The organism is Lentiprolixibacter aurantiacus, from assembly GCF_026241225.1.
GTDB classification, from domain to species: Bacteria; Bacteroidota; Bacteroidia; order Flavobacteriales; family Flavobacteriaceae; genus Lentiprolixibacter; species Lentiprolixibacter aurantiacus.
Window position 1 is genome coordinate 13,846 of record NZ_JAPFQP010000002.1, and the last position, 20,115, is coordinate 33,960.

The 20,115-nt window shown below is 44.2% G+C and carries 24 protein-coding genes; 12 read left to right on the forward strand and 12 right to left on the reverse strand.

Annotated features, from left to right (window positions below):
- The first annotated feature begins 5 nt into the window (after positions 1 to 5).
- From dapF to OO016_RS07090, 4 genes are all read left to right on the forward strand, one after another.
- Positions 6 to 791 (forward strand): diaminopimelate epimerase, encoded by a 786-nt coding sequence (gene dapF, locus OO016_RS07075; RefSeq protein ID WP_266011994.1) that lies wholly within the window; start codon positions 6 to 8, stop codon positions 789 to 791.
- Positions 788 to 1,309 carry a GNAT family N-acetyltransferase gene (locus OO016_RS07080; RefSeq protein ID WP_266011995.1) on the forward strand — a complete coding sequence of 174 codons (522 nt, stop codon included), beginning with the start codon at positions 788 to 790 and terminating at the stop codon, positions 1,307 to 1,309. Before dapF ends, OO016_RS07080 begins: the two co-directional genes overlap by 4 nt.
- Positions 1,309 to 2,352, forward strand: a complete 1,044-nt coding sequence (gene mltG / locus OO016_RS07085) for an endolytic transglycosylase MltG (protein WP_266011996.1) — start codon at positions 1,309 to 1,311, stop codon at positions 2,350 to 2,352. The genes OO016_RS07080 and mltG overlap by 1 nt, the downstream gene beginning before the upstream one ends.
- 149 nt (positions 2,353 to 2,501) lie before the next feature.
- Positions 2,502 to 3,134, forward strand: a complete 633-nt coding sequence (locus OO016_RS07090) for an LPS-assembly lipoprotein LptE (protein ID WP_266011997.1) — start codon at positions 2,502 to 2,504, stop codon at positions 3,132 to 3,134.
- A gap of 53 nt (positions 3,135 to 3,187) precedes the next feature.
- Here the strand turns inward: OO016_RS07090 and OO016_RS07095 are convergent, their stop codons facing one another.
- The 3 genes from OO016_RS07095 to dnaA are packed head-to-tail and all read right to left on the reverse strand — an operon-like array spanning position 3,188 to position 5,801.
- Positions 3,188 to 3,910 (reverse strand): SAM-dependent methyltransferase, encoded by a 723-nt coding sequence (locus OO016_RS07095; RefSeq protein ID WP_266011998.1) that lies wholly within the window; start codon positions 3,908 to 3,910, stop codon positions 3,188 to 3,190.
- Positions 3,911 to 4,369: a low molecular weight protein-tyrosine-phosphatase gene (locus OO016_RS07100; RefSeq protein WP_266011999.1), complete on the reverse strand. Its 459-nt coding sequence runs from the start codon at positions 4,367 to 4,369 to the stop codon at positions 3,911 to 3,913. It lies immediately after the preceding gene.
- Positions 4,370 to 4,376: 7 nt separating this feature from the next.
- Positions 4,377 to 5,801, reverse strand: coding sequence for a chromosomal replication initiator protein DnaA (dnaA, locus tag OO016_RS07105; protein WP_266012000.1), 1,425 nt, complete (start codon positions 5,799 to 5,801; stop codon positions 4,377 to 4,379).
- Between the two features lie 205 nt (positions 5,802 to 6,006).
- Between dnaA and OO016_RS07110 the strand changes: the two genes are divergently transcribed.
- Positions 6,007 to 6,408, forward strand: coding sequence for an acyl-CoA thioesterase (locus OO016_RS07110; RefSeq protein ID WP_266012001.1), 402 nt, complete (start codon positions 6,007 to 6,009; stop codon positions 6,406 to 6,408).
- Between the two features lie 21 nt (positions 6,409 to 6,429).
- Here OO016_RS07110 and OO016_RS07115 read toward each other — a convergent pair whose 3' ends face one another.
- Genes OO016_RS07115 through ribD form a run of 4 tightly spaced genes read right to left on the reverse strand, consistent with a single transcriptional unit; the run spans position 6,430 to position 9,565 of the window.
- Complete coding sequence (locus OO016_RS07115) at positions 6,430 to 7,050, reverse strand: IMPACT family protein (RefSeq protein WP_266012002.1); 621 nt, start codon at positions 7,048 to 7,050, stop codon at positions 6,430 to 6,432.
- A complete protein-coding gene (locus OO016_RS07120; RefSeq protein ID WP_266012003.1) occupies positions 7,050 to 7,916 on the reverse strand; it encodes an EamA family transporter in 867 nt (288 codons plus the stop codon). Before OO016_RS07120 ends, OO016_RS07115 begins: the two co-directional genes overlap by 1 nt.
- The gene (locus tag OO016_RS07125) at positions 7,909 to 8,520 is read right to left on the reverse strand and encodes an HAD family hydrolase (protein ID WP_266012004.1); all 612 of its coding nucleotides are present in this window, start codon (positions 8,518 to 8,520) and stop codon (positions 7,909 to 7,911) included. Before OO016_RS07125 ends, OO016_RS07120 begins: the two co-directional genes overlap by 8 nt.
- Positions 8,513 to 9,565, reverse strand: coding sequence for a bifunctional diaminohydroxyphosphoribosylaminopyrimidine deaminase/5-amino-6-(5-phosphoribosylamino)uracil reductase RibD (ribD, locus tag OO016_RS07130; protein ID WP_266012005.1), 1,053 nt, complete (start codon positions 9,563 to 9,565; stop codon positions 8,513 to 8,515). The genes OO016_RS07125 and ribD overlap by 8 nt, the downstream gene beginning before the upstream one ends.
- An 81-nt stretch (positions 9,566 to 9,646) precedes the next feature.
- Here ribD and prmC point away from each other — a divergent pair, with 81 nt between their 5' ends.
- Together prmC and ligA are read left to right on the forward strand one after the other, a co-directional pair.
- Positions 9,647 to 10,510 carry a peptide chain release factor N(5)-glutamine methyltransferase gene (gene prmC, locus OO016_RS07135; protein WP_266012006.1) on the forward strand — a complete coding sequence of 288 codons (864 nt, stop codon included), beginning with the start codon at positions 9,647 to 9,649 and terminating at the stop codon, positions 10,508 to 10,510.
- Positions 10,511 to 10,573: 63 nt separating this feature from the next.
- Positions 10,574 to 12,568 (forward strand): NAD-dependent DNA ligase LigA, encoded by a 1,995-nt coding sequence (ligA, locus tag OO016_RS07140; RefSeq protein ID WP_266012007.1) that lies wholly within the window; start codon positions 10,574 to 10,576, stop codon positions 12,566 to 12,568.
- Between the two features lie 22 nt (positions 12,569 to 12,590).
- Here the strand turns inward: ligA and OO016_RS07145 are convergent, their stop codons facing one another.
- Positions 12,591 to 13,352, reverse strand: coding sequence for a hypothetical protein (locus OO016_RS07145; RefSeq protein ID WP_266012008.1), 762 nt, complete (start codon positions 13,350 to 13,352; stop codon positions 12,591 to 12,593).
- Positions 13,353 to 13,493: 141 nt separating this feature from the next.
- On the opposite strand from OO016_RS07145, the gene OO016_RS07150 reads away from it, so the two are divergent.
- Positions 13,494 to 13,802: a hypothetical protein gene (locus OO016_RS07150; protein ID WP_266012009.1), complete on the forward strand. Its 309-nt coding sequence runs from the start codon at positions 13,494 to 13,496 to the stop codon at positions 13,800 to 13,802.
- Between the two features lies 1 nt (position 13,803).
- Here OO016_RS07150 and OO016_RS07155 read toward each other — a convergent pair whose 3' ends face one another.
- The 4 genes from OO016_RS07155 to OO016_RS07170 form a co-directional block, all read right to left on the reverse strand.
- The gene (locus OO016_RS07155; protein WP_266012010.1) at positions 13,804 to 14,514 is read right to left on the reverse strand and encodes a DUF6090 family protein; all 711 of its coding nucleotides are present in this window, start codon (positions 14,512 to 14,514) and stop codon (positions 13,804 to 13,806) included.
- 35 nt (positions 14,515 to 14,549) lie between these two features.
- A complete protein-coding gene (gene ahr / locus OO016_RS07160) occupies positions 14,550 to 15,560 on the reverse strand; it encodes an NADPH-dependent aldehyde reductase Ahr (RefSeq protein ID WP_266012011.1) in 1,011 nt (336 codons plus the stop codon).
- Between the two features lie 105 nt (positions 15,561 to 15,665).
- Positions 15,666 to 16,577 carry a bifunctional metallophosphatase/5'-nucleotidase gene (locus OO016_RS07165; RefSeq protein WP_266012943.1) on the reverse strand — a complete coding sequence of 304 codons (912 nt, stop codon included), beginning with the start codon at positions 16,575 to 16,577 and terminating at the stop codon, positions 15,666 to 15,668.
- Positions 16,577 to 17,341: a 5'-nucleotidase C-terminal domain-containing protein gene (locus OO016_RS07170; protein WP_266012012.1), complete on the reverse strand. Its 765-nt coding sequence runs from the start codon at positions 17,339 to 17,341 to the stop codon at positions 16,577 to 16,579. The genes OO016_RS07165 and OO016_RS07170 overlap by 1 nt, the downstream gene beginning before the upstream one ends.
- A gap of 67 nt (positions 17,342 to 17,408) precedes the next feature.
- Here OO016_RS07170 and OO016_RS07175 point away from each other — a divergent pair, with 67 nt between their 5' ends.
- From OO016_RS07175 to OO016_RS07190, 4 genes are all read left to right on the forward strand, one after another.
- Positions 17,409 to 17,948: a DUF6913 domain-containing protein gene (locus OO016_RS07175; protein ID WP_439649308.1), complete on the forward strand. Its 540-nt coding sequence runs from the start codon at positions 17,409 to 17,411 to the stop codon at positions 17,946 to 17,948.
- On the forward strand, positions 17,945 to 18,835 hold the full coding sequence (gene dapA, locus OO016_RS07180) for a 4-hydroxy-tetrahydrodipicolinate synthase (RefSeq protein WP_266012014.1): 891 nt from the start codon (positions 17,945 to 17,947) through the stop codon (positions 18,833 to 18,835). Before OO016_RS07175 ends, dapA begins: the two co-directional genes overlap by 4 nt.
- 104 nt (positions 18,836 to 18,939) lie before the next feature.
- Positions 18,940 to 19,782 (forward strand): outer membrane protein assembly factor BamD, encoded by an 843-nt coding sequence (locus tag OO016_RS07185; RefSeq protein ID WP_266012015.1) that lies wholly within the window; start codon positions 18,940 to 18,942, stop codon positions 19,780 to 19,782.
- Positions 19,779 to 20,114: a DNA-directed RNA polymerase subunit omega gene (locus tag OO016_RS07190; protein WP_439649309.1), complete on the forward strand. Its 336-nt coding sequence runs from the start codon at positions 19,779 to 19,781 to the stop codon at positions 20,112 to 20,114. The genes OO016_RS07185 and OO016_RS07190 overlap by 4 nt, the downstream gene beginning before the upstream one ends.
- Position 20,115: the final 1 nt, after the last annotated feature.

Genomic DNA, 20,115 nt, shown 5'->3' on the forward strand with positions numbered 1-20,115 from the left:
GGGTAATGGAAACAAATAAATTACCATTTTACAAATATCAGGGTACGGGTAACGATTTTATTCTTATCGATAACCGGTCTCTTACATTCCCCAAAAATGATACCAAATTGGTGGCGCGTTTGTGCGACCGCAAATTTGGCATAGGGGCTGATGGGCTAATGTTGCTTGAAGGTGACGAATCGTCCGATTTTCGCATGGTATATTTTAATGCCGATGGCCGGGAAGGCAGCATGTGTGGTAATGGAGGACGGTGCATGGTAGATTTTGCCCATCACCTGGGAATCATCACGGACACAACCACTTTTATGGCTGTTGATGGCCTTCATACCGCTCAATGGGAGCCGGGATATGTGCAGCTCCAAATGCAGGATGTTGCGGATATAAAGGAAAAACCTCAATACATATTCCTGGACACGGGATCACCTCACCATGTTCAGTTGGTTGAAGATATAGAAGCCTTTGATGTACGTGGTGAAGGAAGGAAGCTGCGATATGGCCTTTATGGGGAATCTGGCAGCAATATCAATTTTGTACAACAGCTCAGTGACTCTACTTTCGCGGTAAGAACATATGAACGTGGTGTGGAGGCAGAAACACTTTCCTGTGGCACGGGGGTTACCGCCGTTGCACTTGGAATGCACAACCTCGGAAAAACCAGGAAGGATACTATTACCCTGAAAACCATGGGTGGAATCCTCGAGGTTGGATTTAAATTAACAGAGGCGGGATATTCGGATATTACGCTTAAAGGTCCTGTCTCCCGGGTATACGAAGGAATAATCGAGATTTGAAACTTCAAGGAAAACATATATACCTGAGGGCAATTGAACCCGGTGATCTTGATTTTCTATACGAACTGGAAAACAATCCTGAATTGTGGGAGATCAGCGGTACTGCTGCGCCTTATTCCCGTCATGTATTAAAACAGTACCTGGATAATGCCCACAGGGATATATTTGAGGTAAAACAACTAAGGTTATGTATTTGTGATTTGAACCATAAGCTTTTGGGACTGATTGACATTTTCGACTTTGACCCCAAAAACAGTCGTGCTGGTGTGGGTTTAGTAGTTTCAGATCCTGCGAGCCGGAACCATGGTTATGGCCGGGAGGCACTGGAGCTTGTAATTGATTATGCTTTTTATACATTGAATATGAGACAGTTATATGCTCATATTGGAGAACAGAATGCACAAAGTATACACCTTTTTACAAAATTGGGATTCGAGAAAGCAGGACTTTTGGAAGACTGGACCCGATACGGAAAAGATTTCCGGAACGTATTGCTGTTTCAAAAATTAAATCGCTGATGTATATCAAGAGATTGTTGCTTATTATCGCTTTTCTGGGGCTGATTGGGGGTGGAATATTTGCCTACATGGTTTACGATACCTTTTTCCTTCCCAATACCCGTTTTAAGAATGAAGAGGCCTTTGTCTATATTTCATCCGATGCTGACTTTTCCCAGGTCAGAGAAACGCTGGAACCTTTATTGGAAGACGTAGATGCCTTTGAGGCTGTAGCCAAACGCAAGCAGTACATCGGCAATATAAGGGCAGGGAAGTATCGCATTGGCAAAGGAATGAACAACAACGAGATTGTGAATGCGCTGCGAATCGGCAATATTCCGGTAAAGGTCTCATTTAATAATCAGGAAACACTTCCATTACTGGCCGGCAGGATTGCCTCACAAATTGAGGCCGATAGCCTTTCCCTGCTACAGGCTATGCAGGACAAAGTGTTCCTTGAAGAAAAAGGAATTGACCCTGAAGCAGCTCTGGGCATGTACCTTCCCAATAGCTATGAGTTTTACTGGAATACAGGAGCAGAGGAATTCAGAGATCGGATGTTTAAGGAGTATGATAAGTTCTGGAATGACCAGCGAAAGAAAAAGGCCGGCGAGGTCGGACTAAGCCCTATGCAGATAGTTGCCCTGGCGTCCATTGTGCACAAGGAAACCAGTAAGGTGGAGGAACGCCCCCGTGTGGCTGGGGTTTACCTGAACCGTTTAAGGCGGAATATGCTGCTACAGGCAGACCCCACGGTAATCTATGCGATTAAAAAGGAAAGTGGAAATTACGATACCGTAATAAAACGAGTGCTATACAGGGACCTGGCTTTGGATTCTCCCTACAATACCTATAAGTACCCGGGTGTACCCCCCGGACCCATCGCAATGCCTGATATATCGGCTATTGAAGCGGTTCTGAATGCAGAAAAACACAGGTATTTATATTTTGTAGCTGATGTGGAATCCTTTGGGTACCACAAGTTTGCGGAGACCCTTTCGCAGCACAATCGCAACAAAGTGCAGTACGTCCGATGGATCAACGGACAAAATGTAAACCGATGACAATTTCATCGGACATTTCCTACAAAACAGCCAAAAAACGACCAATTTTAGCATAATTTTGACACTAATTTTCAAATCGGGCGTATCTTTGTACCGTGAAATTTAAGCAGATCAGTTTATCTGAACGTCAGTCTTAAGAAAACACCTATATGAAAAGATGGCTAAGCACATTCGGTCTGCTTACCATGATTTTTGTTTTAGCGGGATTTGGATTTCACAACCGTAGAACGGTAGAAGTACCAGAATCGCTAAAAGTCAAAGAACCTACTTTGGTTTTGTTTCCCAAGAACAAAATCGTTTCCCAACCCAACTTGGTAGTTCCTCCATTTATTGGTAGTTCCTACATTGGTTTCAAAGAAGCCCTTGCTTTTAAAGAATCGCAAGGAAACTACTTTATTACGAACACTTTAGGCTACCTGGGTAAATATCAATTTGGAATTGGGACCTTACAGTTGATGGGCGTTTATAACGCTACACAGTTTCTCAACGATCCCAGCTTGCAGGAAAGGGTATTTCGTACCAACATTGCCCGCAACAAATGGATCCTGAGAAGGGACATCAACCGTTTTGTAGGTAAGAAAATCAAGGGAGTAGAAATTACCGAATCGGGGATCCTGGCCGCAGCGCACCTGGCTGGTGCCGGAAACGTTAAGAAGTACCTTAGATCTTATGGTGCTATTGATGTAGAGGATGCCTATGGTACGTCCATTGGCGACTACATTAAAAAGTTTTCGGGATACGATGTGTCTGTTGTACTGCCCCAGCGCAATCCCAAAGTCTAATTACATTATGGTTTTTTAATCGCAGGGCCCTGGAAGTTATTTCAGGGCTTTTTTTATGCCTGGACTATAAAGATAGCAGGCCTTTTGTGCAGATCCGGCAACTTATCCTGTTTCCACTCCGAAACCGTACGCGTTAGGATCAATTCCGAGGGCAAGGTAAGGTCAACAGCAAGGCAAAGCAGGGTGTCTCCGGAAAGCGTCCTGAGGAATTCTTCCATCAACTTCTCATTCCGGTAAGGCGTTTCGATAAAGATTTGTGCCTGTCCACTATTGCGGGCATGTTTTTCCACATTTTTAATCGCTCGTTTGCGATCTACCGCTTCAATTGGGAGGTAGCCGTTAAAGGCAAACGACTGCCCATTTAAGCCACTGGCCATGAGGGCCAGGATTATTGATGACGGGCCTACAAGAGGGATCACCCGTATATTCAACTGATGAGCCAGACGTACCACATCTGCACCAGGATCTGCAATTCCGGGGCAGCCTGCTTCAGAGAGTATGCCCATATCAAAACCTTCAAGACATGGGTCCAGAAGGGAAGGCAGGCTCGCGGGGTCTGTGTATTTATTCAGCACCTGAATATTCAAATCGGGCTGGGACTTTCTAGGGCTTACTTTTTTGATAAATCGCCTGGCAGATTTTTCATTTTCAACGATATAATGGTCAATTGCCTCAATGGTGCTTTTTAAGGAGATGGGCAACACTTCCAAAGGTTCGTTTTCCCCCAGGGTAGAGGGAATCAGGTATAAGTTACCGTATGCTTCCGGAAATTCCATTTAATACTGTCGTAATCTTATGGCCAGCGCATCACAAGCCTTGTCTATCAGGTCAAAAACGTATTCGAAACCTGAATCGCCTCCGTAATAGGGGTCCGGGACTTCTGAAGGTCCTGCTTCAATTTCTTCAAGTAGCAATTTTACCTTTTCATAATGCTCACTTTCTGCCGCTAGCTCTATTACGTCCTGGTAATTGCTTTGGTCCATAACAAATATGTGATCAAATCGTTCAAAATCTTCCCTTACAAAACGACGGCAACGCTGACCAGAAATGTCAATCTGGTATTTCCTCGCTACCGCAACAGACCTGGGATCTGGTGGATTTCCAATATGATAACCTGCTGTTCCTGCCGAATCAACTTCAACAATTGAGGTGTCTATCTTGGATCTAAGAATACCTTCAGCCAATGGCGATCGGCAAATATTCCCGAGACACACCATTAACACCTTGGTTTTCATTTGAATATCAGGAAAATTTCTTGGTTAAGTCTTCTATGTACTTCCGGAATTGCTTATCGGTTTCTGCCAGGTTATCTACTGTTTTACAGGCATGTAGTACAGTGGCATGGTCACGCTTCCCAATTTGAGATCCAATGCTGGCCAGTGAGGCCTTGGTGAATTTTTTCGCAAAGAACATGGCCAGCTGCCTCGCCTGAACAATATGGCGTTTTCTGGTCTTGGACTGTAATGTAGCCACATCCATTTCAAAGTAATCCGAAACTACTTTTTGAATGTAGTCTATAGAAACTTCCCTTTTGGTATTCTTGACGAATTTTTCCACAACCTGCCTTGCAAGGTCAAGGGTCACTTCTTTTTTATTGAATGATGATTGGGCAATAAGGGAAATAATAGCCCCTTCCAGTTCGCGGATATTTGTTTTGATGTGCTTGGCAACATATTCCACGATTTCATCCGGCATTTCTACACCATCCCGGTATAACTTGTTTTTCAGGATGGAAATGCGGGTTTCATAATCCGGACTCTGTAGTTCTGCAGATAGCCCCCATTTAAAGCGAGACAGAAGTCGTTGTTCAATATCCTGCATATCCACGGGAGCCTTGTCTGAGGTAAGGATTACCTGCTTGCCATTCTGATGCAAGTGGTTGAATATGTGGAAGAAAACATCCTGTGTACCCGATTTTCCCGAGAAGAATTGCACGTCATCTATGATCAGTACATCGATCAGTTGATAAAAGTGGATAAAATCGTTCCGGGTATTCTTTTTTACTGACTCAATATACTGCTGGGTAAATTTCTCCGCCGAGATGTACAATACTGTCCTTTCCGGGTATTTGTCTTTGATTTCAATACCGATCGCGTGAGCAAGGTGAGTCTTACCAAGTCCTACCCCGCCAAAAATCAAAAGTGGGTTAAAGGAGGTGCCCCCTGGTTTGTTGGCAACAGCAAGTCCTGCAGACCGGGCCAGCCGGTTTGAGTCCCCTTCGAGAAAATTGTCAAAACTGTAATTGGGATTGAGCTGGGATTCTATCTTAATGTTCCGAATCCCCGGAATCACAAAAGGATTCTTTAACTCCGGATTTTTAGATTTTATAGGTACATCCATCTCCTGTGGGGAAACCTGGCCCCGATTTGCGCTTGGAATCCGTTCGGTGAAAGGTTCCCGGTTACCGTAGGTGTTTTCCATTTTAATAATGTACACCAGCTTGGCCTGTTCGCCGAGCTCTTTGGTAAGCGCTACTTTTAATAATTTTACATAGTGCTCTTCCAGCCACTCGTAGAAAAATTTGCTGGGCACTTCAATGCTCAGTACATTTTCCGCAAGCTTTATCGGTTTTATGGGCTCGAACCAAGTCTTGAATGCCTGCGGTTGGATATTGTCCTGGATAAAAGCCAAGCAATTTTTCCAAACGGAATTAGCAGAAACACTCATTTTATAGAACCCGGTTTGTGTTGGTTAGTGACTTAAGTTAGCTGGTCAAAAAAAGAGCTCGAAAAGCTCTCACATAGATGGACAAATATGTGAACAAAAAAGCTAAAAAAAAAATCAAATAGGGTTGAATTTATTGTTTTTTTTTCGCATGTTCCCAGCCCATTTTTCGATAACTCTTAAAGATAAAGTTTTTAACCGAATATTCATGTTTCAAAACGAAATTTCTTTGCGCGTACGTTATGGTGAAACAGACCAGATGGGAGTGGTCTACCACGGCAATTATGCGCAATATCTGGAGATGGGACGGGTTGAATGGTTGCGGGCGTTGGGAATTTCCTACAAAAAAATGGAAGAATCCGGCCTAATCCTACCCGTGATATTACTGCACATAAATTTTAAAAAATCAGCGGTTTATGACGACCGGATCAGGGTGGTAACCCGCCTGAAATCCAGCCCTGTAGTCAGGATAGAATTTGACTATGAGATATACAATGAAAATGATGAATTATTGGCTACTGCAAATACAGTTTTGGCGTTTATGGATAAAGAAACGAACAGGCCCACCCGTTGCCCGCAATACCTCCTGGACAAATTAAATCTAAAATGAGAATTCGCTGTGAGAGAAGTGCTAGTTTTCTGTCACCTCATCCACATCTACCTTATAGAAGGAATGAATAGCTTCCAAAAACCTTGATTTTTTGCTTAATGGTACTTCTACAACAAATAATGCTTCCTCCTGCAGGTCTCGTTTTACAACTTCCAGCTCCATTCTGCTGATCAACCGCTCCACCGCATTCATTTGGGAATAATTAAAAGTTAGCCGATATCCGCAGCTAACAGATAGTTCCTGCACCTTTCCCTCTTCAAGGGTACTTCGGGCAGTCTCCCTGTACGCTGAGATAAGTCCGCCTACCCCCAATTTAACCCCTCCAAAATACCGCACCACAAAAACAACAATATTGGTTAATTCCAAAGAATTGATTTGTCCGTAAATGGGAACACCGGCCGAATTTCTGGGCTCACCATCGTCCTGAACCCGATAAGTAGGATCACTTACCCCTAATTTCCAGGCATAGCAGATATGATTGGCATCTGCATATCGCTGTTTCAGTTCTTCCAGGTGAGCACTAATTTCCTGCTCGGAACGAACTGGATATGCATATCCAATGAACTTGCTTTTACGTTCTTTAAAAATTACCTGTTCAACAGGCTCCCTGAGCATTCGGTATGTTCCTGTTTCATCAGACATTAGAAAAGGGCAATGAGAATTATACTGGTTACTGCCAACGCAATACCTCCCCAATTTCTAATGCTGATCTGTTCCCTGAACAAAGCAATGCCAAGCAGAGTGGTTAGCATTACAATAGCAACATTGTTCAGCGTAAATATGGAGGCACTGTTTAGGAAATTATTTTGCAGGGCCCTGAGCAGGAAATAAATGGAAAAGAAGTTGGGTACCCCAAGGGCAACTCCTCCGAGAATATTTCGAAAATTAAACGCAAAGGCAACTGTGCCCTTTTTAAAGAGCACGAACAATACTCCACTGAAGGCCGCAGATGCGAAAATAGTGGCCGAAAGCAGGGAAAATTCAGCCTCGCCCACATGGTATTCCTGCAGGTACTTTATGCTAGAATCAATGATTCCCGATCCCAGAAAAACCAGAAGGGGAAGCCACAGGCTGTGGCTGTTTAAAGTCTGCGGGGTTTTGTCTTTCATGGAGGTTAAAATAACAGCCCCCAGGGCTAGCGCAATCCCCAGCCATTTTAACCAGCCAAGTTGTTCTCTGTAAACAAGTATTCCTAAAATTACCGGAATGACCAGAGACATTTTTGTAGCCACTGAGGCTACGGATACGCCCATAACCTGTGAGGTCCTGGCCATCAGGTTAAAGATCAGGATGAAAAGTACCCCTAAAATCAGGGTTACCGGGAACCAGCTTGTTGAAGGTATTTCCAGTAAGCTTATTTCTCCCCGGTAGAATAACAATCCCACAAGGCAGGCAGTGAGGTAGTTAACAATGATAGCGTACAAAGTTTCTACCCTGTGGACAGCATATAGCTTGAAAACCACAAAAATGAAACTGGAACAAAGTATGCTGAGGAGGAGATCAAGCATCCGACAGTTTTTTACTCAGATCTACAATGTCTTCTATCCCGGGGTTGAGATGCCAGACGCGGATACCCAGACCGGCTGCAGATTGGGTATTCTCCAGATTATCATCTACAAAAAAAGTTTCGTTCGGCTGCAACTCAAACCGTTCAAGCATATACCGGAATATTTCAGGCTCCGGCTTTCTCATTTGCATTTCGTGTGACAGGCAGACCGATTCGAAACAATTGGCAAACCTGCTGAAGTGACTATTACCCAAAGATTCCTTTACATATGTCATATGCAGTTCATTGGTGTTGCTTAGCAGGAACATCCGGTATGAATTGCTCCTGGCGAGAGCTTCCAAAAATTCCAGGCGATAATCCGGGAAGTCCAGCAGGATTGCATTCCATGCAGATATGAGCTGCCGGTCCTCTACATTTGGAAAAAAAGGCTTAACACGTTCCAGGAATGAGGCAGTAGAGAAACTACCTTTTTCATAGGCCAGGAATAAATGCATTAATTCAGGATCAGGCTCAGACATTCCCAACTGGTTAAGCTCCCTCAGGGTCGCAGCCTTGTCCAGATTGATAAATATATCTCCAAAATCAAAGATGATGTTTTTAATCATTGTAGATGATTTTTAACTGATCGGGTCCAATTTCATGAATTTGCTCATTATTTGCATCCATATCCGGGGCTTTCAGGCCATTTCCGAAGGTCACAGGCCCTCTAAAAATCCGGGCTTCATCCCATAAATTTTCATCCAAAAACAGATCAAGCACCTTTCTGCCGCCTTCGACGATTACACTGGCTATACCCTGTTTCCATAGCACTTCAAGTATGCCTTTGGCGTGAAATTCATTTTTAGGAATCTTAATATATTGATTTCCAGGGTGGTTGTCCCAGGGGCTGTCCATTTGGGTTAGTATCAGGGTAAGTGTATCACCCTTCAGGATTCTATAGTGCTCTGGCACCCTGAGTTTTCTGTCCAAAAGCACCCGCAGTGGATTTTTACCCTTCCAGTTTCTTGTCGTAAGGGAAGGGTTGTCTTTAAGGGCTGTATTCGTTCCAACCAGTACAGCTTGTTCCTCGCTCCTCCATTTATGAACCAACTGCCTTGAAGCATTTGAACTGATCCAATAGGGTTGGGGGTCTGAATCCCTGAGATCCTGCGCGGGGGCAAGGTACCCATCTGCACTTTCAGCCCATTTCAGTATTACATAGGGCCGTTTCTTTTCGTGATAGGTAAGGAACCTGCAGTGGTGGAGCCGGCAGTCCTCTTCCAGTATTCCCATGACCACCTTGCATCCACTTTTCTTTAATAACTTAAACCCCACGCCGGCAACCTTTTCGTGAGGATCCTTAGTTCCAATAACCACGGTGGGTATTCCATGTTTAATAATTAAATCCGTACAGGGAGGTGTTTTACCGTGATGGGAGCAAGGCTCCAGGGTAACATATAATGTAGATTCTGCCAGCAGTGCCTTATCCCTTACTGAATTAATCGCATTTACCTCTGCATGCGGCCCGCCAAATGCATTGGTAAAACCTTCGCCTATAATGGAATCCTTGTGAACAATTACGGCTCCTACCATGGGGTTGGGAAGGGCAGAACCCATGGCGTTTTTCGCAATTTCAATGCATCTGGCCATGTATTTTTCGTGTATCTTCACCTGGCAAAAATAGGATATTCACCATGAATGTTCACAGGTGTTTTATCCATTACCCTGAAGAGGATCCAAAAACCGGGATAGATGTTGTTGCGAGAATTGAGAAAGCTGTATCATAAGGAACTGGAAGCAATTTATCCGGTTTCAGAAATAGATAGTATTCTGGATATTCTGCTGGAATATTATCACGGGATTGGACGCTTTGTACTTGCCTTGCAGCCTGGCTTCAGCCTTACCAAAAAAGAGGAGCAACCCCTCATCGAGGCACTGGCGCGTTTGCTTGAAGAAGAGCCTGTTCAGTACATAACGGGAAGCGCACACTTTTTTGGGTTAGATTTTAAAGTAAATGCCAATGTATTGATTCCAAGGCCGGAGACAGAAGATTTGATTCGCTGGATACTGGAAGGTTTAGGAGATAAAAAACAAAAGCTGAATATACTCGATATTGGAACAGGTAGCGGTAATATCGCTATAAGCCTGGCCAGTCAGCTGCCCCAATCACAGGTCTATGCCCTTGATATTTCACAGCAGGCACTGGATCTCGCAGAGATTAACGCAAGGGCAAACCAGGTTGATGTCAAATTCATTTCAGGGGATATCAGAAAACTTAATTCACTGGACAGATCTTTTAATATTATTGTATCCAACCCACCCTATGTTCGGATATCAGAAAGCAGGGAGATGAAGAACAATGTTAAAAAATACGAACCCTGGCAAGCACTGTTTGTGCCGGATGAGGCCCCGCTCTTGTTTTATGAATGTATAGCAAATTTTGGCAGAAAGAATTTAAAGCAGGGAGGACAGCTTTATCTTGAGATAAACCAATACCTGGGCAATGAGGTGGTCCAATTGCTTAAGGAAAAGGATTATAAGCATATAGAATTAAAACCAGACCTCTTTGGTAAAGACCGTATGGTTAAAGCGGTATTTAATGGTAAAACACTTTGATATTTTCGTCCTGGAGACTAATATTGAAATGCCGTAAGCAGGCAGGGAAAGGCACCTATTATTATGAGCATAAAAGATACTATTGAAACACTGCGCAAAGAACTTCACGAACACAATTATCGTTACTACGTCCTGGACCAGCCTGTTATTAGCGACTATGAGTTCGATATGAAACTCAAAGAACTGCAGAAGCTGGAAAATGAGAATCCGGAATACTTCGACCCCAACTCCCCATCTCAACGGGTAGGAGGACAGGTGACTAAAAACTTCGAAACTGTAGTTCATGAATACCGGATGTTTTCCCTTGATAATTCCTATTCACGCGAAGAGCTATTGGATTGGGAAAAGAGGATTCAACGGATTTTGGGAGACGTTGAGGTGACCTTTACCTGTGAGCTGAAATACGATGGGGCATCCATAAGCCTTACATACGAAAAGGGTGAATTGCTTCGTGCATTGACCAGAGGTGATGGCTTCCAGGGAGATGATGTCACCACCAATGTAAAAACCATAAGGTCAATTCCCTTAAAACTGAAGGGAGATTACCCGGAAAAGTTTGATATCCGCGGAGAGATTATCCTTCCTATTGCCGGGTTTGAGCAAATGAACCGGGAACGCGTCGCTGCTGGTGAGGATCCTTATATGAACCCCAGGAATACGGCATCCGGCAGTCTGAAGTTACAGGACAGTGCGCTGGTGGCAGAACGCCCGCTGGATTGCCTTTTATATGGTTTGGCAGGCCAGCACCTTGGGGTAAAGACCCAGTTTGAAATGTTGGAAAAGTCCAGGGAATGGGGCTTCAAAGTGCCGGATACAGCCCAATTGTGTTACAGTACGGAAGAAGTTATGGCCTTTGTGGATCGCTGGGAGCAAAAGCGGCATGATCTGCCTTATGAGACCGATGGGGTGGTAATAAAAGTCAATAGTTTACAGCAACAGGAAGAACTGGGCTACACGGCAAAATCCCCGAGATGGGCTCTGGCGTATAAATTCCAGGCCGAACAGGCCGTTACCGTACTGAATAAGATCACTTATCAGGTAGGACGTACTGGGGCCATCACCCCGGTGGCCAACCTGGAACCGGTTTTGCTCGCAGGTACCACGGTTAAAAGGGCTTCCCTCCACAATGCCGATCAAATTGCCAAACTGGATATACGGGAGGGAGATACGGTATTTGTAGAAAAAGGAGGTGAGATTATACCAAAAATCACGGCGGTTGACCTGAATAAGCGCCCTAAAGATTCACAACCTACGGAATACATAACCCACTGTCCTGAATGTAATACGGAATTGGTTAGAAAGCCTGGCGAAGCCCAGCATTTTTGTCCTAATGACACCGGATGCCCCACGCAAATAACAGGAAGGATACAACATTTCATTTCCCGGAAGGCTATGGATATAGAAGGCCTGGGGTCTGAGACTGTAGAATTGCTGTTCAATGCAGGGTTAATAGCCAATTATGCCGATCTGTACACCCTCAGAAAGGAAGATGTGCTTCCCCTGGAGCGTATGGCCGAAAAATCGGCTGACAATTTAATTCAGGGAATTGCGGCCTCTGTAAATATACCGTTTGAACGTGTTTTGTTTGCCCTTGGGATTCGCTATGTAGGCGAAACAGTGGCCAAAAAACTGGCCCGTACCTACAAGAATATTGACGCCCTAATGGCAGCAACAGAAGAAGAACTTACACGGGTTGACGAAATTGGTGAGCGAATAGCTCAGAGTGTGGTTCGTTTTTTTGAGAATGAAACCAACAGGGAAATCGTTAACCGCTTGCAGTCCTATGGGTTGCAGATGTCCCTTTCCGAAGAACAGTTGTCATCACAGTCTGACACACTTCAGGGACGAAAGTTTGTTGTTTCAGGGGTTTTTGAAAAGGTTTCCCGTACGGAACTAAAGAAGCTCATAGAAGACAATGGGGGAAAAGTAGTATCATCGATTTCTTCAAAAACGGATTATGTGGTAGCTGGAGCAAATATGGGCCCAAGCAAGAAAACCAAGGCGGAGAGCCTTGGTATTCCTATAATTTCTGAGGATGAGTTTCTGGGGATGTTATAGATCCCGACTAGGACTAAACCGATTAGTTCCCGCTGAGCTCTTTGTTGTATACCCAGATTTCATCCCATCGATTATCAAAGGTGGCATCCCTGTTTCTAATGAAACGGTCCCATGAATTGGCCCCGTGAACTTTTTCAAAGGTCTCGGGGAATGGCCAGGATTTTTCAAAGTCGGTCCAGCTTTTATGGAATGAAACAGTAGCGATATGACGGCCAATGTCGCCCTGTTGAAATTCATTTACATAAATGCCAAATGGGTTTTCGCCCGGCATAGCTTTTACGGTTTCGCTGACCATTTTGAAATGGTTTTGAACCCCGAAGTTCATCCCTTCACGGATTTCCCAGTATCGGGTGAACAATATAGGGTAATCACCAGGGTCATCGCCCATCATGCCGGTATTGGATAACTCAATATCTCCGGCCCAGTATTCCCCTTGCTGAACACGGCGAACATAGGTCAGGATATTGTCTCTCCAGTCTTCATCATGTCCTCCGGCAGAGGGTCTGGCATCCAGATGCCTGTACTGCAGTGGCCCCATGATCCATACCATTTTTCCTGTATCAGGACCCGTAACGATGTTGTAGACAGAAGCCTGGTAAGGCCCTTCTTTGTGGTATTTCTGATTGTGTTTCCTCATGTTTTCTCCCAGCGTCTTCAGTTTGGTGTTATCTGGGATTAGAATGATAGTTTCCCATAAAGGCGATTCCGCTTCCTGGGCAGTAAGCTGGTTGGAATAGCCCAGAATGAGCATCGTTGTAAAGAGGAATAAGAAAGTTTTTTTCATGATTTCATATATTTATTAAAGGTTAGGTATTTGTGATTGTGGGCGAAGTAAATGTTCCCTGCTCAAAAAACATTTCTATTTAGGACAAGCATCTACTTTTAATGTCCGAAGACCTATTAAATTTTATCCGGGACTCTCAATATGATTCCAAAAAATTACAATGCATTTGTTGAATCCTTTACAGGAGAAAACCCGAATGCACTATGGCCGGAAGCCTTAAAAGCACTTTGGTACGATGGTAAAGGGGATTGGGAAAAAGCCCATAGTATTGCCCAGGATGTTCCAACGGTACTTGGAAACTGGATCCATGCTTATCTGCATCGGAAGGAAGGGGACGAGTGGAACGCAGGATACTGGTATCAAAGGGCTTATCGGGAATATCCTGCTGTTGGCCTCAATAAAGAATTTGAGGAATTGGTCAAAGCAGTTATAAAGTCAAAAAGGGTCTGATTTACTTACTCAATTCGATTTCCATATCAATTTCATTGGTCAGTGAATCAATTTCTTCAATTGCTGCCTTGTAAACCATCTCTTTCTCTTCCATAACCCGCTTTAACAGGATCAGCATGTTTTGAAATTCATAAGAATATAGGACTTCGTTATCTACCGTTTCCATTTGGGCAAATTTGATATTGTCCGATGCCCAGCTGGAAACATAATCCAGAATAATGTCCCAGTGAATGTTCTCCATACGGTTAATGTATTGAAAGCGCCATTCCAATCCCCGTATACCCTTGATTATCTTTTCGTTAGAAAGAAGTTTAACATCTCCACTATTCACCAGGGTTTCATAAATGTTTCCATCCTGATCAAAATCTGAATAATTGAACATATAAGGGATAGTTTGGATAAGCGTATCCTGCTTACCCGGGTCACCACTCAGGCTTGTTTCAAGAGCATAATTAAACATCTCCAGATGCGTCCCGTTGTAATCAATCTGGCCATTGAACCCGTAGCGATATTGTTCCAAATCCCCTTTAAGGTTTGAGTAGTACTTTAACTCTTCAATTCTATTCAGGCGCTGCTCATTCCATTTGTCAACCTGGAACGCAAGCAGTATTCCTATCATTACCAACAAAATTTCCCCCAGGGCATACAGTACATATTTACGGAATTTGCCTTCCTCTATAAGACTTTGCCTCAAGTTACGAAAGAGTTTCATGGTCTGATGTTTCTAGAATAGGTTCTGATAGGTAATTAATTCACTTTAAGTACGATACGGTACCTGGCTTTGCCAGCCTCCAAATGAGCCATGGCCTCATTTACCTTGTCCAACGGGAATTCTTCTACTATGGGATAGATATCATGGCGGGTACAAAAATCTAACATTGTCGCCGTTAAGGCGGGGCTTCCAAGCGGGCTTCCGGCTACGGATTTCTCACCCATAATCAGGGAAAATGCAGGAATCGCCAGCGGTTCTAACACCGCTCCTACATTGTGCAGGCGGCCTTTAGGTGCGAGGGTCCCCAGATACGCATCCCAGTCCAGGGTTACATTGGTGGTGTTGAGAATGAAATTCAAACTGCCTGCAATGGAATTTAATTCTTCAGGATCCCTTGAGTTGACCACCCTCGTTGCTCCCATATCCAGAATTTGCTGTTTTTTATCCGGATTGGAACTGAAGGCCACCACCTCACAGCCCCATTTATTAAGGAATTTAAGTGCCATATGGCCGAGGCCCCCTATACCGATAACACCAACCTTATCGGTGGGCTTCACTTCCCCAAGTATTATGGGATTGAACACGGTGATGCCTCCACAGAAGAGCGGACCGGCTTTTTGAAGGTCCGTGCCTTTTGGCAGAGGAATGGTCCATGACCAGTGGGCCCGGACATGGTCTGCAAATCCACCATGCCTGCCTACAATGGTACCTTCTATGGAGCCACATAAATGGTGATTGCCCCCCATGCACTGCGGACAATGCATGCAGGAGGCGGAATTCCAGCCCAAGCCAACAAGATCGCCTGCCGCAACTGATTTTACCTCGTCTCCAACAGCAATGACTTCTCCAACAACTTCATGTCCCGGCACAAAGGGGTATTGCGTCATCCCCCAATCATTGTTAAGCATACTTAGATCGGAATGGCATATGCCGCAATAGTGTACTTTGATGTCTACTTCTTCGGTTCCCAGGGGACCAAGCTCATAGGTAAAGGGTTTCAGTTTTGCCCCGGCGGATTCCGCTGCATACGCATTTACAGTGATCATAATATAAAGTTTGATTCTGTATTAAAGATACAGGATAATTGCTTATTAAAACAGACTTTATAATTCCTGGGAGGAACAAGTTCCAGAATCAATTATACGCTGATTTTATACCGTAATACTAACCCCCTGGGCGTTTTTGATCTTTTTGGAGCTGAAGTGAAAATCGATCCTGCCGAGATACAAACCATAACAGCCCACCTGGTTTATCATCACGGGCTGATCTCGCCTGTTGGGCCTTATGACCGGTCTTTCCAGGAAGGTATGTGTATGGCCTCCAATAATCAGATCAATACCCTCTGTTTGGGAAGCGAGCAAGACGTCACTGGGCCTGTCCGGATTGCGGTACTCATGGCCCAGATGAGAAAGTGCAATTACGAGCTGGCAACCTTCTTCCTCCCTTAAAATCCTGCTCATATCCTGGGCAATTTCCACAGGATTAAGATAGATCGTCTCCTTATATAATTCTTGTAATACCAGACCCTGCAGGGATATGCCCAATCCAAAAACACCTATTTTAATGCCATCAATCACCCTGGTGCTATATGGTTTAACCAGCCCATGCATTACGGTATTCGAAAAGTCGTAATTGGCAGAGATCAACTCAAAATCTGCATAGGGCATTTGGGCAAGAAGTCCATCTATGCCATTGTCGAAATCATGGTTTCCAATGGTGGCCATGTCATACCTCATTTTGCTCATCAGGCGAAACTCGAGTTCACCTCCGTAAAAATTAAAATAAGGCGTACCCTGGAAGATGTCGCCTGCATCGAGTAGCAGGGTATTGGGATTCTCCCTTCGTATTTGCTCAACAAGTGCAGCCCTGCGAGGAACTCCTCCCATATTTGGGTTTCTGGAGTGATCCGAAGGAAAAGGATCAATATGGCTGTGCACATCATTGGTGTGCAGTATGGTTATGTGCTTTTCCTGGTTACGTGAACAGCTTCCTAAACCCAATCCCCCTGAGGCCAGCAAGGCAGATCCGGCTGCAGCCTTTCCAACAAATTCTCGTCTGTCCATCATTTTAATTGTCTAAAGCGATTATCAATAACAGGCATGAGGGTATCCACCTTTTTAAAGTAGTCTATCATGGCATTTCTTATCTTATAGTCCAGGGTAATTACGGTATCGTTCTCCCTGAAGAAGCCCATATCATCTCCGCCTTTCACCAGATAGTCTGATGTGCCTACGAAATAGGACCGGTTCTCGTTAAAAGGCCTGCCTTGTATAGTAACGGACTGAAGGGTCTTGTTTTTGTCCAGGGTGATTTGCATGCCGGCTACAGGATGGGGCCTGCCAGATCGGATCAGAAAACTAATAAGTTGCCTCACCGCAGGTCCTTTCATTTCGGTTACGGCAATCTGGTTTTCAAAGGGCATTACTTCATAGGCGGTACGCGCGGTTACAGGGCCCTGGCTAATTATACTCCGTATCCCCCCATGGTTCAATAGCACCAAATCCAAATCCTTTCCTGTTCGCATCTTAAATATCGGACCGGCCTGCTCCAGGACAATGTCGGCCATAAGATTGCCAGCAGTTGTGTTCCACTGTCCATCTGATTTGGTAATGGCATAGGGGGCATAGGCGAGGGTACTGTCCAAAACCTGATTCACTCGGTTGCGGTAGGGCAGGATAAACTCTTCCAGGGAGTCAATGGCTGGAAGTGAATCCGTAATGGGTATGCGCTGGCCGCTTATTGACCATAGTGCTACCGGCTTTTCCCGACAGCCGGATAGTAAACAAATTGTTATAAATACAACAAAAAGTTTGGAATATAAATTCATCTGCCTTTTTATCTTTGCGTCAGAGATGCCCTGATTATGGTTACCTTTGTGAGAAATCCAAAGATACATGTTTTTCAAGGGACTAAAAGACAGATTCAAACACAAATCTGCCCTTAAATTTATGAGGGAGGAGCTTGAAAATCCACCTTATCCCTTAAGCAGAAAAAATGGGATACAGATGGTTGGAGTGATCGTTGATCTGGATACTTTTCCCAGGGCAGAATCTTTTGAAGACTTTATAGAATTACTTGGACTCAGGCCAAGCGCCGTGAAAGTTATTGGATACAAAAGGGATTATGATACGAATTCACCCTATGCCACTCCGATATTTTCGGATAAGGACCTGGGCTGGCACGGAGAAATAGACAATGGTTATGCACAGGAGTTTTTAAGTCGGGAATACGATGTGCTAATTAATTATTATTCAGAAAAGAACCTGATGATGCAATTGATGACTGTCAAAACCAGGGCGAGAATACGAGTTGGTTTTGCCACAGTGGATAAGACCTTTAACGACCTAATTGTAGATTGTCCCACAAAGGATTTTGATCTATTCAAGAACGAGATCAGGAAATACCTCAATGTTTTAAAAGAGTTATCGGCATGAAGCAGTTAACAGGAACCGGGGTGGCTTTGGTAACCCCTTTTAATGAACACTTGGAACTGGACCTTGAGGCCCTTGCCAATGTGGTGAGGCACGGTATTCAAGGAGGTGTGGACTACCTGGTAGTGCTGGGAACAACGGGAGAATCAGTAACCCTTTCCAAACAAGAGAAAGAAGCTGTAATTCAAACCGTTATCGAGGTCAATAAGGGACAACTGCCGCTTGTTCTTGGAATGGGAGGGAATAACACCAGGGCCCTTATAAAAGAGTTTCAGGAGACTAATCTGGACCCTTTTGATGCAATCCTATCTGTTTCTCCTTACTACAATAAGCCTACCCAGGAGGGCATATATCAACATTATCGTGCGCTGGCGCTGGCCAGCAGCAAACCTGTTATCCTTTATAATGTTCCTGGACGCACAGGAAGCAATATACTTCCCGAAACAACACTTCGCCTTGCGAGGGATTTTGAAAACATCATAGGTGTAAAAGAGGCCTCAGGTAACATGGGGCAGATCCGGGAAATACTGGCTGGGATGCCAGCAGGTTTTATGGTTATTTCAGGTGATGACGCTACAGCCAGGGAAACCATTGAACATGGAGGGCATGGGGTCATTTCCGTTTTGGGCCAGGCGCTTCCTGAACCTTTTACTGCAATGATTAAAGCTGCCATGAGAGGAGAGCAGGAGGAAGCAAAAGCCCTTGAAAAACAGCTTCTGCAAGCTATGGACCTTATCTTTCAGGAAGGCAATCCAGCGGGTATCAAAGCGATGTTTGAAGTTTTGGGATTGTGCGGGGCAGGCGTACGGCTGCCGCTGGTGGAGGCCTCTGACAGCCTGAAGGCCCGAATAGCCGAATGTGTGAGGACACTGGAGCAAATTCAGGCCTGAGTTGTTAAATCTCCTATAAAGTCATCCCGGAATACCTCAAGGATAACTACCTTAGAATCAATTAAATTATTTTGTAATCCGGCTGTAATCCCTAATTTTGCAAAATGCTTTGTAAAATCACAAGAATACTTTACGTTTTAACAGGTTTTCTGATGCTGGTTTCATGCAATGAATACCAGAAAGTCCTGAAAAACGAAGATACCAAGCCCAAGTACGACTTGGCTGAGAAATTCTACAATGAAGGCGACTACAAAAGGGCTAACCGCCTGTTTGAACAAATAGCGCCCAAGTTTGTTGGCAAACCTCAGGGAGAGCGGGTTCAGTTCTTCCTTGCAGATACATACTTCCGTATTAAAGATTACAATTTCGCAGGGTACCAGTTCGAACGTTTTGTAAAGTCGTACCCCAAAAGCGAAAAGGCTGCTGAGGCATCTTTTTTGGGAGCCAAGAGTTACTATTTGCTTTCGCCAAGGTATTCCCTCGATCAGACCGATACGGATAAAGCATTGGTTAAATTGCAGGGATTTATAAACTCATATCCGGATTCAGAATATTTACCGGAAGCCAATACCATGGCAAGGGAATTGACCACTAAAAAAGAAAAGAAGGCTTTTGAAATTGCAAAGCAGTTCACCAAATTGGGAAAATCCTACTTCCTGGATTATAATGTTTCGGCTATAGCAGCCTTGGACAATTTTATTTCGGACAACCCCGGATCCGTATTCAGGGAAGACGCTTACTATTATAAAATCCAAGCCACCAGTGTCCTGGCATTTAATAGTACTGAAGACAAAAAGCAGGAACGCCTGGAAGATGCCAAGGCAGCTTATGAAACCCTGATCAGGTACTATCCTGAAACGAAATACCTTAAGGAAGCCCAGGAGTTTGCCGAAAGGATTGAAGAAGAATTAAAACCGTACACAAAACAAGATAACGCTACAAAATGAGTATGAAGGATCTTAAAAATACCAAAGCTCCCGTTTCTACTGTAACATACAATAGGAACGAATTTGACGCCCCGACCGACAATATTTACGAGGCGATTTCAATAACGGCCAAAAGGGCTGTTCAGATAAATGCTGAAATAAAAAAAGAACTTCTTGAGAAGCTTGAGGAGTTTGCTACCTACAGCGACAGTCTGGAAGAAGTTTTTGAGAATAAAGAACAGATAGAGGTATCCAAGTTCTACGAGAAATTGCCAAAGCCACATGCGCTGGCAGTATTGGAATGGCTAGAGGATAAGATCTACCACAGGAATACGGAGAAAGACGGGGAATAAC